The sequence below is a fragment of the Bradyrhizobium sp. Unk1 genome, assembly GCF_059512345.1.
Genome location: NZ_JCAMOP010000006.1, coordinates 133,363 through 146,387 on the forward strand (window position 1 = coordinate 133,363; position 13,025 = coordinate 146,387).

General features: G+C 65.1%; 12 protein-coding genes. 4 read left to right on the forward strand and 8 right to left on the reverse strand.

Annotated elements, in window-relative coordinates:
• Positions 1–576 precede the first annotated feature (576 nt).
• On the forward strand, positions 577–1,419 hold the full coding sequence (locus AC5ZFO_RS09750; RefSeq protein ID WP_282521004.1) for a hypothetical protein: 843 nt from the start codon (positions 577–579) through the stop codon (positions 1,417–1,419).
• Here AC5ZFO_RS09750 and AC5ZFO_RS09755 read toward each other — a convergent pair.
• Together AC5ZFO_RS09755 and AC5ZFO_RS09760 are read right to left on the reverse strand one after the other, a co-directional pair.
• The gene (locus AC5ZFO_RS09755) at positions 1,400–2,086 is read right to left on the reverse strand and encodes a response regulator (RefSeq protein WP_282521003.1); all 687 of its coding nucleotides are present in this window, start codon (positions 2,084–2,086) and stop codon (positions 1,400–1,402) included. The genes AC5ZFO_RS09750 and AC5ZFO_RS09755 overlap by 20 nt on opposite strands.
• Positions 2,083–3,468, reverse strand: a complete 1,386-nt coding sequence (locus AC5ZFO_RS09760; RefSeq protein ID WP_282521002.1) for a HAMP domain-containing sensor histidine kinase — start codon at positions 3,466–3,468, stop codon at positions 2,083–2,085. The genes AC5ZFO_RS09755 and AC5ZFO_RS09760 overlap by 4 nt, the downstream gene beginning before the upstream one ends.
• A 188-nt stretch (positions 3,469–3,656) precedes the next feature.
• On the opposite strand from AC5ZFO_RS09760, the gene AC5ZFO_RS09765 reads away from it, so the two are divergent.
• The gene (locus AC5ZFO_RS09765; protein ID WP_282521001.1) at positions 3,657–4,532 is read left to right on the forward strand and encodes a DUF3280 domain-containing protein; all 876 of its coding nucleotides are present in this window, start codon (positions 3,657–3,659) and stop codon (positions 4,530–4,532) included.
• A 14-nt stretch (positions 4,533–4,546) separates the two neighbouring features.
• On the opposite strand, the gene AC5ZFO_RS09770 is transcribed toward AC5ZFO_RS09765, so the two are convergent.
• The 3 genes from AC5ZFO_RS09770 to AC5ZFO_RS09780 are packed head-to-tail and all read right to left on the reverse strand — an operon-like array spanning position 4,547 to position 7,583.
• On the reverse strand, positions 4,547–5,578 hold the full coding sequence (locus AC5ZFO_RS09770) for an L-idonate 5-dehydrogenase (RefSeq protein ID WP_282521000.1): 1,032 nt from the start codon (positions 5,576–5,578) through the stop codon (positions 4,547–4,549).
• 25 nt (positions 5,579–5,603) lie between these two features.
• The gene (locus AC5ZFO_RS09775) at positions 5,604–6,371 is read right to left on the reverse strand and encodes an SDR family oxidoreductase (RefSeq protein ID WP_282520999.1); all 768 of its coding nucleotides are present in this window, start codon (positions 6,369–6,371) and stop codon (positions 5,604–5,606) included.
• A 12-nt stretch (positions 6,372–6,383) separates the two neighbouring features.
• On the reverse strand, positions 6,384–7,583 hold the full coding sequence (locus AC5ZFO_RS09780) for a mandelate racemase/muconate lactonizing enzyme family protein (RefSeq protein WP_166342234.1): 1,200 nt from the start codon (positions 7,581–7,583) through the stop codon (positions 6,384–6,386).
• A 174-nt stretch (positions 7,584–7,757) separates the two neighbouring features.
• Here AC5ZFO_RS09780 and AC5ZFO_RS09785 point away from each other — a divergent pair, with 174 nt between their 5' ends.
• Together AC5ZFO_RS09785 and AC5ZFO_RS09790 are read left to right on the forward strand one after the other, a co-directional pair.
• The gene (locus AC5ZFO_RS09785) at positions 7,758–8,525 is read left to right on the forward strand and encodes a GntR family transcriptional regulator (RefSeq protein WP_282520997.1); all 768 of its coding nucleotides are present in this window, start codon (positions 7,758–7,760) and stop codon (positions 8,523–8,525) included.
• 25 nt (positions 8,526–8,550) lie between these two features.
• Positions 8,551–9,915, forward strand: a complete 1,365-nt coding sequence (locus AC5ZFO_RS09790; RefSeq protein WP_282520996.1) for an MFS transporter — start codon at positions 8,551–8,553, stop codon at positions 9,913–9,915.
• A gap of 9 nt (positions 9,916–9,924) precedes the next feature.
• Here AC5ZFO_RS09790 and AC5ZFO_RS09795 read toward each other — a convergent pair whose 3' ends face one another.
• From AC5ZFO_RS09795 to AC5ZFO_RS09805, 3 genes are all read right to left on the reverse strand, one after another.
• Complete coding sequence (locus AC5ZFO_RS09795; protein ID WP_282520995.1) at positions 9,925–11,175, reverse strand: arsenic transporter; 1,251 nt, start codon at positions 11,173–11,175, stop codon at positions 9,925–9,927.
• Between the two features lie 25 nt (positions 11,176–11,200).
• Complete coding sequence (locus AC5ZFO_RS09800) at positions 11,201–12,475, reverse strand: MFS transporter (protein WP_282520994.1); 1,275 nt, start codon at positions 12,473–12,475, stop codon at positions 11,201–11,203.
• Positions 12,476–12,543: 68 nt separating this feature from the next.
• The gene (locus tag AC5ZFO_RS09805) at positions 12,544–12,984 is read right to left on the reverse strand and encodes an EamA family transporter (RefSeq protein ID WP_166342232.1); all 441 of its coding nucleotides are present in this window, start codon (positions 12,982–12,984) and stop codon (positions 12,544–12,546) included.
• Between the last annotated feature and the right edge of the window lie 41 nt (positions 12,985–13,025).

Consider the following 13,025-nt stretch of genomic DNA (forward strand, 5'->3'; position numbering starts at 1 on the left):
ACGAACAAACCAATATTGTCGAATAGATATAGTATTTACCTGACTTTGTCCGACATGTGGACAGAACGGGCTCCGTTCTCATCGCTATCAAGGAGCGTCGTTCTGCGGCCTTGGATTGCAGATGTTCTTTTTGGGCCATCCATGAAACGTCATGATCTCCTCGCCTTGGGCCGCCTTGGGCAAAGAGGTTGTCGTTGCCGCGACTCCGTCGACGCTCCAAGTCTTCCGACGCTCCAAGTCTTCCGACGCTCCAAGTCTTCGCCAAATTCTTACGTCCATGCAGAAAAAGAGCGGCGAACTCTGGAAGGAGATCAAGGTTATTGAGTAGCGCCGAGCGCTCGCTTCGTCGTCCGCATCAGCGGGACATATTTGCGATGCCGAAAGAGTTCGTCGCGATTCATACTCATGATTAGGGCCGGTGCTTTCCATCGCGAAGTTTTTAGCAGCCTTCGCGAATATGACAGCGCGCAGGCCAATTATGACAGCGCCATAACGTAGATTTTTGTCGCGTCGTGCCGCTGATTTATGACAGAATTGCTACTGCTGGATGTCATATCGGTTACGGCGGAGCGATTCATGTTGCAGTGGCAGGCGCGGTCAAATCCCCTCGCGTGGTGGTGGGGCTCTCTGACGCTTGTCAGTGCGGCCAACATCCTCGTCTGGTTCATGCTGTACCGCGAGTTCTATCCGACGGTTGCCGGCAGCGCCGGCGGCGGTTCGGATATCGGGCTGATGTTCCTGCTCTGCGCCGGCTATGTGTTCGGCTGCGCGTTCCGATCGTTCCTGCCGCGCGCCGACGTGCAGCGCATCTGCCTGTTCGACACCTGGCTCTCCAGCGTATTCGTCGGCCGCACCGTCGCGACCGTGGCCGAGCTGTGCTTCGTCGCGCAATGGGCGATCATCCTGCATCAGCTAGGTCACATGACGGGGGCGGAGACCGCGGTGAACATCGCGCTGGTGATCGTGCCCATCATCATCATCGCGGAGTGCTTCTCCTGGTACGCGGTCGTCACCACGAACTTCCTCTACAATGCGATCGAGAATTCGTTGTGGGCGGTGACGTTTTTCCTCGCCGGCATCGCGCTGTGCCGCCTCATGCCGGAATTCCAGGGACCGGTGCGCTGGGCGCTGATGTCAGGCATCATCGGCATCGCCTGCTTCCTCGCTTTCCTCGTCACCGTCGACGTGCCGATGTATCTCAGCCGCTGGCGGGCAGGGCATGAAGAGGGCAACAAGCTCCTCGGCTTCCTCGAAGGCGTGCATGACGTCGCGACGCGCTGGGTGGTGACCCACGACATCGCGCATTGGAAGGGCGAGCTGACCTGGATGTTCCTGTATTTCACCGCCGCGGTGTGGTCGAGCCTGGCGCTCTGCGCGCTCTACGCCATGGAAGGCTATCTCACGCGTTATCTGGCCTGAGCGACCGGGCTTCGCCGAGATCGGCCTGCGTCAGCAGGCCCTGCCGGAGCGCAAGCCGGACCAACTCGATGTCGGAGCCGACGCCGAGCTTGTCCTTGATCAGCGAATGCAGGTTCGCCACCGTCTTCGGGCTGACATGCAGCGTCTCGGCGATCTCCTCCGTCGTGTTCTCGGCGAGCAGCAGCCGCAGCACCTCGAACTCGCGCGGCGTGAGCACGTCGGCGGCCGAGCTCTCGCCGCTGATACGGCTGAGCGCGAGCTCGTGGTCGATGTCGGGGCTGATGGCGATCTTGCCGGCGAGCACGTCCATCACGGCGCGCACCAGCGTCTCCGGCGGGCTGGTCTTGGTGACATAGCCCCGCGCGCCGGCGCGGATCGCCTGCACGGCGAAGCCGGCATTCTCGTGCATGGTGAAGACCAGGATCCGTGCCGCCTTGTCCCATTGCCTGATGCGCCTGACGGCCTCGATGCCGCCGATGCCGGGCATGCTCAGATCCATGATGACGAGGTCGGGCGCCTCGGATTTGAAGAGACGGTAGGCCTCGGCACCGTCGGCGGCTTCGGCGATGACGCGAAGCCCCGGCTGCTTCTGGAGCACGGAGCGATAGCCCTCGCGGACGACGGAATGGTCGTCGACCAGCAGAATGGTCGCATCGGCCGCGCTCATGCCGCGCGCTCCAGTGGCTGCCGATCGAGACCCGCAAGCGGAATGACCACGCGCAGCGCGGAGCCGCCGTTCGGCGCGGCCTCGAAGCTCAACTGGCCGCGCAAGGCCGCGACGCGCTCGCGCATGCCGAGCAGACCCATTCCGGATTTCGCGGCGGGATCGTTCGACCGTCCGTCGTCGTCGATCGCAAGTGCGATCTCGTCGGCACGCATCGCAAGCTCCAGGCTTACCCGTGTGGCGCCGGCATGCTTGGCGGCGTTGGTGAGCGCCTCCTGCACGATCCGGTAGAGGCTCGCGCTGATCGTGGCGGGCAGGGTCGCGAACGCACCGTCGAACCGGATCGAAAACCGCGTCTGGCCGCGGCTGCGCCCGTTCCAACCCGCAACCAGGCCTTCGAGGCTCGCCACGAGCCCGAGCTCCTCGACGTCGGGCGGGCGCAGCCGGAACAGCGCGCCGCGCAGCGTCTCCATCATGCCGGTTGCGGTCCGCGCGATGCCGTCGCACTCGCCAAGCAGGGAGGGGCAGTCCTGGACGGCGGTCTGGCGGGCTGAGGAAGCGAGCGCGCGGATGGCGGCCAGCGACTGGCCGAACTCGTCATGCAGCTCGCGCGCGAGATGGCGGCGCTCCTCGTCCTGGAGTGCGATCAGTTTCCGCGTCAATTCGCTGCGCTCGGCCAGCGCGGTGTCGAGGCTTTCGGCGAGATGGTTGAAGACGTCGCGGATCGCCGACAGCTCGGCGAGATCGAACGGCGGCAGCCGCGTCGAAAGGTCATTGGCGGCGATCCGTTCGAGGCCGGAGCGGATCATGCGGGTGGGGCGCAGCGCACGCGCCAGCGCGGCGTAGACCAGGACGCACAACAGCGGCAGCGCGATCGCAAGCGCGAGCATCAGGCGGCCGGCCTCGTGCCAGGCGTCGGCCGTCTGCACGGCCGGATCGACCGAGACCACGGTCTCGCCGAGCTTCGTTCCGCGCACGATCACGGGCCGGGTCGCCTCGCGGCCGGGGTCGAACAGGCTGCGATAGAAGGTCGCGAAGACCTGCGGCGGCGGGTTCGCCGGTATCGGCGCGCCGCTACAGAATCGCTGGAGGATGTCGCCGCTCACGCCGCGGAACGCCAGGCACAGGCCGGGCGTCATCACATAGGCCGAAACGGGGTCGAGGTTGGGAAAGTCCGAGCGCGGGCTCGCCACCCACTGGATCTTGCCTTGTTGCAGCTCCAGTGTCTTGGCCACGATGGCGGCGATGTCGTCGAGGCGCCCATGGGCCGCGCGGTCGGCGGTGATGAGGAAATAGGCGGAGATCGCGGCGAAGCACGCGGCCGATATGGCGGCCACGCGCAACGTCAGACGGACCTTGAGATCGAACCTCGGGCGGTTCCACATCGGCGGGCACCTGGCGCGAACGGAATTGTCGCCCAAGCATTAAACGGCAGAACGCAAGCGGGGCAAAGCGCTGCGCATACCGCGGTGCAACGTCGTGAAATTTTCCCGGTACGCGCCGGGACGGGGACGGCTGCATGGCATGAGGTTGCCGTCCAGATTGCGCCGCCGCTCCATGACACGAGGCCCGCATGCGCCGTATCAGCTTGATCCTCTCTGCTTTCCTCCTCGTCGGCCTCCTGGCGGCCTCTTCGCCGGCCGGCGCCGGGGACGCCATCGGCGTTGCCATGGACGATTTCAGCTACACCGATACGTCGGCCGAGCCGGCCAACCAGACCGCCGCCCATGAGCGGCGGCTGTCGGCGTTCATGGCCGCGCTCAGGCGGGATATCAGTGCGGACGGCCGCTACCGGCCGGTGCCGTCTGCCCAGGATGGCGCGGCATTCAAGGTCATCGGCGGCATCCAGAAAACGAGCACGCTGGTGCAATGGGCCAAGGTCGCCGTCATCGACGTCGGCGCCAAGAAGCTCGTGATGGACAAGCTCTACACCTTCCGCGGCGACAATGATGAATCATGGGAACGTGCCGAGATTTTCGTGTCTCGCGAGGTCATGGCCGCGCTCGCCACGCCTGCGCCGGTCGCGCTGGCCGTGTTCGATTTCGAACTTGAGGACAACACCGCGGCACCGACCGCCGGCCTCGCGGCCGCAGATGCATCCTATCTGGCCGAGGTTACCGGTAGCGTGCGCGAGGCTCTCGGCCAATCCGGCCGCTACCGCCTCGTTGACGTTGGCAGCGCAAGCGGCGAGGTGGTGAAGGCGCGAGGCTTGCGCGACTGCGATGGCTGCGAGGCGGCGATCGCGCAGACGCTCGGCGCGGATCAGTCGCTGATCGGCGTGGTGCGGCGGGTCAGCCGCACCGAATACACGCTCGGCTTCCAGGTCCGCGATGCCAGGACCGGTGCGGTGCTGTCGCGTGGCGACAGCGGCCTGCGCATGGGCGCGGACTATTCGTGGAAACGGGGCGCGGTCCGGCTGGTCAGCGATAAGCTGATCGGGAGCCAGTAACCGCGATACCCGCCCTAGAACGTCAGCTGCACCTTCATCGATTGCGAGCGGTCGCTGGCGAGTTCGAACGCGGCGACCGCGTTCTCGAACGGCATGGTGGCCGTGATCAGCGGTTTCACGTCGATCAGCCCTTCGCCCATCAGCCGCACCGCGAGCTCGAATTCGGGGTCGAAGCGGAAGGTGCCGCGGAGCTGCAATTCCTTGGCGACGATGGAGTTGATCGGCAGCGTCATCTCGCCGCCGAGACCGAGCTGCACCAGCGTCGCGCCCGGCCGAAGCACGTCGAGCGCCGTGCGGAGCGCGGCCTGGTTGCCCGAGGCCTCGAACAGGGTGTCGAACACGCCCTTGCCGGCGCGCCAGGGATCGAGCGCTGCGGCATCGGTCGCGACATTGATGGCGTGGGTGGCGCCGAGCTTCTTTGCGACCGCGAGCGGCGCGTCGGCGACATCGGTCACCACGATCTCGGACGCGCCGCCGAAGCGCGAGACCAAGATCATCAGCGCACCGATCGGCCCGCAACCCGTGATCAGCACGCGCTTGCCGAGGAGGGGCCCGGCCTGCTTGCCGGCATGCAGGCACACCGCGAGCGGTTCGGCCACCGCGGCTTCCGCCAGCGACAGCTTGTCCGCGATCGGCACGGCCTGGGTGGCATCGACTGTGATGAACTCGCGAAAGCCGCCCTGGACATGGGGGAAGCGCATCGCGCTGCCGAGGAAGCGCATGTCGAGGCACTGGTTGCGCATGCCTTCCTGGCAATGCAGGCAGTGGCCGCACGGTCTGCTCGGATTGACGGCGACGCGCGTGCCCGGCTTCACATTGGTGACGCCGTCACCGACGGCCGCGACCACGCCGGCGATCTCGTGGCCCAGCGCCATCGGCTGCTGGATGCGCACGACGCCGAAGCCGCCGTGATGGTAGTAGTGCAGATCGGAGCCGCAGATGCCGCCGTTCGCAATCTTGACGCGGACTTCGCCCGGGGCGGGGGCTGGATCGGGATAGCTATCGATCCGCAGGTCCTTCGGGGCGTGGATGACGACGGCGCGCATGGTCTCGTTCCCTTAGCGTTCGCGATTACATCGCGGCGATCATGCCGCCATCGACATAGATGATCTGGCCGTTGACATAGGTCGAAGCATCCGAAGCGAGGAAGATCGCAGCACCGACCAGCTCGTCCGGCTTGCCCCAGCGTTTTGAGGGGATGCGGCCCATCAGCCAATTGTTGAAGTCGGTGTTGTTGACCAGCGCCTCGTTCATGTCGGTCAGCATGTAGCCCGGGCCGATCGCATTGGCCTGGATGCCGTGCTGGGCCCACTCCACCGCCATCGAGCGGGTGAGGTTCTTGATGCCGCCCTTGGCCGCGGTGTAGGGCGCGATGGTGGGGCGTGCGAGCTCGCTGCCGAGCGAGCCGATATTGATGATCTTGCCGTGCTTGCGCGGGATCATGCGCTTGCCGGCCTCGCGGCCGATCACGAAGGCGCTGGTGAGGTCGGTCTCGATCACCTTGCGCCACTCGTCGGTGGTGAACTCCACCAGCGGCTTGCGGTGCTGGATGCCGGCATTGTTGACGAGAATGTCGACGGCAATGCCCTTCTGGTCGAAGTCGTTGAACGCCGCGACGATCGCGGGCTCGTCGGTGACGTTGAACGCAGCGCCCTCGGCCTGATGACCGGCAGCGCGAAACTCGCCGACTGCCTGTTCGACACGCTTGGGATCGACACCGTTGATGATGATCCTGGCGCCGGCCTTGGCCATGCCCTCGGCAATGGCGCGGCCCAGGCCGCGGGAGGAGCCGGTTACGAGTGCGGTGCGGCCGGAAAGGTCGAAGAGGGCGGTGCTCATCTCAAGAAATCCTCAGACGTTGGAGCGACGCACGGTCAGATCGGAGCGGTCGAATACGGCGGGCAGAAGGTCGACGCCGAGGCCGGGTCCTTCCATCGGATAGACAAAACCGTCCTTGATCGTCGGCATCGTGGTGACGAGTTCATTGTACCAGCCCTTGTAGAAGGCGCGCACCGATTCCTGGATCAGCGTGTTGGGCTGGCTGAACGACATGTGGATGGCGGCGATGAAGCCGATCGGGCCGATGCAGTCATGCGGCGCAAACGGGCGGTGATAGGTCTCGGCCATCGCCGCGATCTTGCGACCCTCGGTCAGGCCGCCGGTCCAGCACAGATCCGCCATCACCACATGCATGGCGTCGCGGTCGAGCATGTCCTTGTAGGGGAAGCGCGAGCCCAGCGTCTCGCTGGCGCAGACCCAGACATCGGTCGAGCGGGCATATTCGGCCAGCGCCTGTGGCGAGTTCATCCGGATCGGGTCTTCGTACCAGGTCGGCTTGTAGGGCTCGAGCGCGCGCGCGATCTGCTTGGCGGTCGGCAGGTTCCAGAGCGAGTGGAGCTCGACCATGATCTCCATCTTGTCGCCGACGGCCTTGCGGATCTTCTCGAACGGTTCGATCGCCCGCTTCATCTGGGCTGCGGTGATGTAGAGGCCCTTGTTCTCCTGGGCCGCCGGATCGAACGGCCAGATCTTCATCGCGGAGATGCCGCTCTCCAGCAGGCTTTCGGCCAGCGCGTCGGCGTGGTGCATGAAGCCGTCGAGGTCTTCGTAGGGGCCTTTGGAGGCGCCGAGATTCCAGTTGGCGACCGGGCTGATATTGGTCGAGCGGACATATTGCGTGCCGGCGCAGGTGTTGTAGATGCGCTGCTTGTCGCGGCAGAGGCCACCGAGCATCTGGTGCACAGGCTGATTGCAGACCTTGCCGAACAGATCCCATAGCGCGATGTCGATTGCGGAAGCTGCGCGATACTCGACGCCGGTCGAGGATTGCGCCATCGGCAGGTTCAGCATGTCGCGATGGATCGCCTCGATGTGCAGCGGATTGCGGCCGAGCAGGCGGCCGGCAAAGGTGTCGTGGATCTGCGCTTCGACCGCGCCCGCGCCATAGAAGGTTTCGCCGAGACCGATCATGCCCGTGTCGGTGTGAACGCGCACCCAGATGACGTTGGAAAATTCCTCGGTGCGCAGCGTCTCGATCGACGTGATCTTCACGGCAACAATCCTCCCATCACAGGCGCCTCGCGCCTGACGTCTCATTTCGCACTGCAACATGTTGCAGGTCGCGCGAACGTCTTACGCCTGCTTGTAATATATCACAACATGTTTTAAGGGTCCCACAACTAAGGCGCCACCCAGCAATGAGAGCGCGGCTGACAGGAGGACGACATGGCACGGCGCAAGCGCGCGCTCGAGGTGGTGAGAAACGAGGACGACGGCGAGGGCAAGCCTTCCCGGCGCAACCGGCTCAACTTCTTCGAGCTGGCTTACCAGAGGATCGAAGAGCTGCTCGTCCACTGCGAGCTCAAGCCCGGACAATTCATGACGATGCTGGAATTGCAGCACATCACCGGCTTCGGGCGCACGCCGGTGCATCACGCCGTCAATCGTCTCTCCGCCGACACGCTCATCATCATCCGTCCGCGCCACGGCCTGCACATCGCGCCGATCGACCTTGCGCGCGAGCGGATGCTGCTGGCCTTGCGCCGCGACATGGAGCGCTTTGTCGTGCGGCTCGCGGCCGATCGCGCCAGCCTGTCGCATCGCAATCAGGCGCTGCACATCGAGCGTCTGCTGCGCGAGCGCCGCGCCACCCTGACCCTCGACGAATTCAACAGCATCGATCGCCGCATCGACGCGCTGGTGCTGGAAGCCGCCGGCGAGCCCTTCCTGGTGCACACGCTGCGGCCGTTGCACACGCTGTACCGCCGCATCGGCTACATCCACCATCGCTTCATGCCGGGACAGGCCGAGCTGTCGGGCACGATCGATCGCCACCTCGCCATTCTCGTTGCGGTCGCCGGCCGCCATGTCGAGGACGCCGTGAAGGCGAGCGATGCGTTGATCAACTACATGGACCACATGTTCACGGGCATGGAGGCGGGGATCGATCCGCGCCTGCTCGATTGCAGCATCGAGCCGCTGCTCGGCACGTAAGAGAGTTTTGAAGAGAGGACCAAAGATGTTAACGACGGCGATGCCACAACCGACCGCGAGCGAAGCCGCGGTCCGCTACCTCATCACGAACTACAGTCCCAAGGGCAACAAGGTCGGCTGGCTGATGATGGCCTCGATCCTGGTCGAAGCCTGGGATCTCTATTCGATCGCCTTCGTGCTGATCTTCATCAAGGAGCAGTACAATCCCGATCCGCTGATGCTGGGTCTCGCTGCAGCCGGCACGCAGGGGGGCGCCCTGATCGGCGCGCTGCTCGGCGGCTGGCTCTCCGACAAGATCGGCCGCCGCGTCATGTTCCTGGTGACGATGGTGCTGTTCATCGTGCTCGCGCTGGCGCAGGCTTTCGTACCTAATGTCACCTGGCTCATCGTGATCCGCTTCCTGCTCGGCATTCCGCTCGGCTCGGATATCTCGACCGGCTACACCTACATCATGGAATCCATGGCCAAGGGTGAGCGCGAGGTCATGGGCAATCGCTGGCAATTCATGTTCGCCGTCGGTGAAGTTCTCACCATCGGCGTCATCGTGATCTTCCTGCTGATCGACATGCAGCACGAGATGCTGTGGCGGGTGACGCTCGGCCTCGGCGCGGTGCCGGCGCTGATCATCCTGATCATGCGTCACGACGTGCCGGAGACGGCGGTGTGGCTGGTGCAGAAGGGGCGTTACCGCGAGGCCAAGAAGGTCGCGCGCGAGATGTTCAACGACAATCTCGACATGCTTCCCGACCAGGACGTGCAGGTGCCGAAGGTCAGCACGCGAGCCTTCATCGCCGACCTCAGGAAGGACCCGATCCGCTGGCGCGCCACGATCTATGGCTGGATCGCCTGTTTCGCCCAAGGCAGCGAGTTCTCGACCTTCGCATTCTATCTGCCGGTGCTGTTCGTGATGGTTGGCGTGTCGAGCGTGCTCGGCATCAATCTGGTGACGATGGCGCTGTTTTCCTTCGCGGCTCTGTCTGGCTGGGTCGGTCCGCTGCTGACGCCGAAGATCGGCCACCGCGGCATCTCGATCGCCGGTTTCAGCATCGTGCTGGCATCGCTGCTGGTCGCGGCCTTCGCGCTCTACACCGACAACAAGATCCTGCTGCCGTTCGCGGCGGCCGCCATGTTGTGGGGCCATTATTGGGACGCGTCGAACTGCATGACGATCCCGACCATGGTTGCGAAGCCCAAGTATCGCGGCACGGCCAGCGGCTTCGCCTACATGTTCGTGAAGCTGCCGTCGTTCCTGGCGATCTTCCTGTTCCCGACGGTGTTCGCGGCGATCGGCCAGGCGAATGCCACGCTGATGGTCGCGATCTTCCCGCTGATCGGATTGCTCGCCGCAATCTTCATCCTGCCGGAAGTCTACGGCTACGAGAACGACTGATCCCGCAAGCTACCTGATCGCGGCAGCCAAGGCCGCGATCAGGGCCGGCGGCGTCACCAGCAGGCCGAGCTTGAGGAAGGGCCAGGCGCCGACCTCGATTTTCTCGCGGCGGAGCGCAACCAGCCACAGGATGGTCGCGAGCGAACCGGTGATCGAGAAGTTCGGTCCCAGGTCGACGCCGATCAGGATGGCGCTGACGACCGAGGTGGGCAGGTGATCGGCGGCCACGATCGACCCGGCGACGAGGCCGACCGGCAGGTTATTGGCAATATTGGTGGCGACGGCGGTGGCGATCCCAACGCTCCAGCCGGCCCCGGGTACGGACTGCGCGACGGCCTCGTGCAGAAGTGCGCTGAGATGGCCGATCACGCCAGTCTTCACCAGTGCTTCCACCATCACGAAAAGCCCGCCGACCAGCGGCAGCACGCTCCAGGACACGTGCTTCAGCACCGGCATGGGCGACTGACGGCTGAGCAGCAGGACGAGGCCGGTCGTCACGGCGCCGCAGATGAAGGTCGGCAGGCCAAGCTGCTTGTCGAGCGCGGAGGCCGTGATCAGCACGACGCCGATCGCGACAATGCCGATCGCGGTCAGCTTGCCGCCGCGGCTGAGCACCTTGTGCGGCACGCGGCGCTCGATGGTCTCCGCCTTCAGCGCGCGATGCTGGGTGAGGCGCAGCACGACATAGGTCAGTACGATCGAGGCGAGCGAGGGCAGGGCGAACTGACGCAGCCATTCGGTCAGATGCGGCATGCGCGAGCCGAACACCACGAGATTGGCCGGGTTCGAGATCGGCAGCACGAAGCTCGCAGCGTTGGCGATGAAGGCGCAGACGAAGAGATAGGGCAGCGGCTTGGCGCCGGCCGCGCGCGTCGCGGCGTAGACGGCGGGCGTCAGCACGATCGCGGTGGCGTCGTTGGAGAGCAGCACGGTGACGACCGTGCCGACGAGATAGATCAGCAGAAACAGCCGCTGCGGCGAGCCGGCTGCATATTCGACCGCAAGGGCGGCAAGATAGTCGAACAGGCCTTCGAGCCGGGCGAGCTCGGCGATCAGCATCATGCCGATCAGGAAGAGATAGACGTCGACGCCTTTCTCGATGCCTGTGAGCGCATCCTGCCACGACAGGAGCCCGAGCAGCACCAGGGCGCCGGCGCCGATCACGGCCCAAATCGCCTCGGGCAGGCGAAAGGGCCGAAAGATGACGCCTGCGGTCGCGGCGACGATGATGCTCCAGGCCCAGATGGCGTCAGACGGCACGTTCAGTCCTTGAGGTTTGGTCGGTTCATTCGGCAGCGATAACCGATGCTGGAGCCGCTGTCTTCCCCTGTGCTTGCCGGGTCTCGGGCAAAGCGAGGAGGCAGACGATGGCACCGATCGCGGCGACCGCGCCGAGCGTGATGAACGCCGCGCTGTAGCCGGCGCCGACCACGACAAGGCCCGCAAGCGTCGTGGACAGCGCCGCGCCGATGCTCTGGGCGGTGATGACGGCGCCCTGCGCGACGTTGAAGCGGCCGGTGTTGCGCATGAGGTCGGCGACGATCACGGGGAAGATCGCGCCAAAGATGCCGGCGCCGACGCCGTCCAGAAGCTGCACGCCGACCAGCCAGAACGGATTGTCGGAGAGCGTATAGAGCGCGCCGCGAATGGGCAGGATCAACAATGCGGCGAGGAAGAAACGCTTGTGGCCCCAGCGATCGGCCTTCGCGCCGACCAGCATCGCGAACGGCACCATCACAATTTGCGCTGCGACGATGCAGGCCGACATCAGGCTGGTGCCCATGTTCTTGTCCTGCAGCGCGAGCTTCTGCCCGACCAGCGGCAGCATGGCCGCGTTGGACAGGTGAAACAGCACGACGCAGACCGCGAAGACGAGGAGGGGGCGGCAGGTCAGGAGCACCGCGAGACCTGAGGGCTGTTCCGGCAGGTCACCGATATCGGCTTCGTGCAGTCCGCGGGCGAGGTCATGGTCGATGGCGCGAGCGGGGATCGCGAGAATGCTCACGAGGCTTGCGACCGCCATGGCCGCGAGGAGGTAGAACACCACGGTCGGACCGAACCAATAGGCGGAAAGTCCCGCCAGCCCGGCGGCGACTGCATTGCCGGCGTGATTGAAGGTCTCGTTGCGGCCGATCCGCCGGGTGAAGGCGGCATGACCGAAGATGCCGAGCGAGATGGCGGCGATCGCGGGCGGAAAGATCACCGCGGCGGCCTGTGCGATGCCTTGCGAGACCGCGACCGGCAGGAAGGTGGGAAACAGCGGCAGCGACAGTGACGCCAGCGTCACCATGATGGCGGCGATGACCATCGCCAGCCGCTTCGCCCGCGTTGCATCGATCAGCGCGCCGGCCGGCGTCTGCGCCACGATGCCGGCAATGGTCGCAATCGACATCACGAGGCCGATGCGCGCCTCGTCCCAGTGCTGCTCGGTGAGGAGATAGACGGCAAGATAGGGCCCAAGCCCGTCGCGGACGTCGGCGAGGAAGAAGTTGGCCGCATCCAGCGCGCGGCCGGCGCGTCCCGTCTGGTCGGTGGGAAGATGGGAGGCTTGGCTCGACATCGGTCTCTCGATCGAGGCTAGGAAGCGACTGGCCAGAAACCGATCTCACGCCACCTTGGTTCCGCCCCTCAAAACTTCACAGCCAGCAGCACCGCGCCGGCGCCGATCATGGCGATGCCGAGCCAGCCCTGTCCAGTCGGACGCTCGCCGAGAAAGGCAAAGGCGAAAAGGGCCACCAGCACGACGCTGAGCTTGTCGATCGGTGCCACCAGCGTCGCGGGGCCAAGCTTCAGCGCACGGAAATAGCACAGCCAGGATGCGCCGGTCGCGAGCCCCGACAACACCAGGAACAGCCAAGTCTTCGACGAGACCGCCGACGGCACCGCGAATTGTCCGGTGAAGAACAGCAGCACCGAGAAAGCGAGCAGCACCACGATTGTGCGGATGAACGTCGCCAGATCCGGATTGATGTTCTCGACGCCGACCTTGGCGAAGATCGCAGTCAGCGCCGCAAAGCAGGCCGAGAGCAGCGCCCAGGTTTGCCAGGCGGAGAGGAGGGCGGGTTTCATGTCATCGATATCCGTTGCTTGGGGACGGAGCGCTTAGCGCC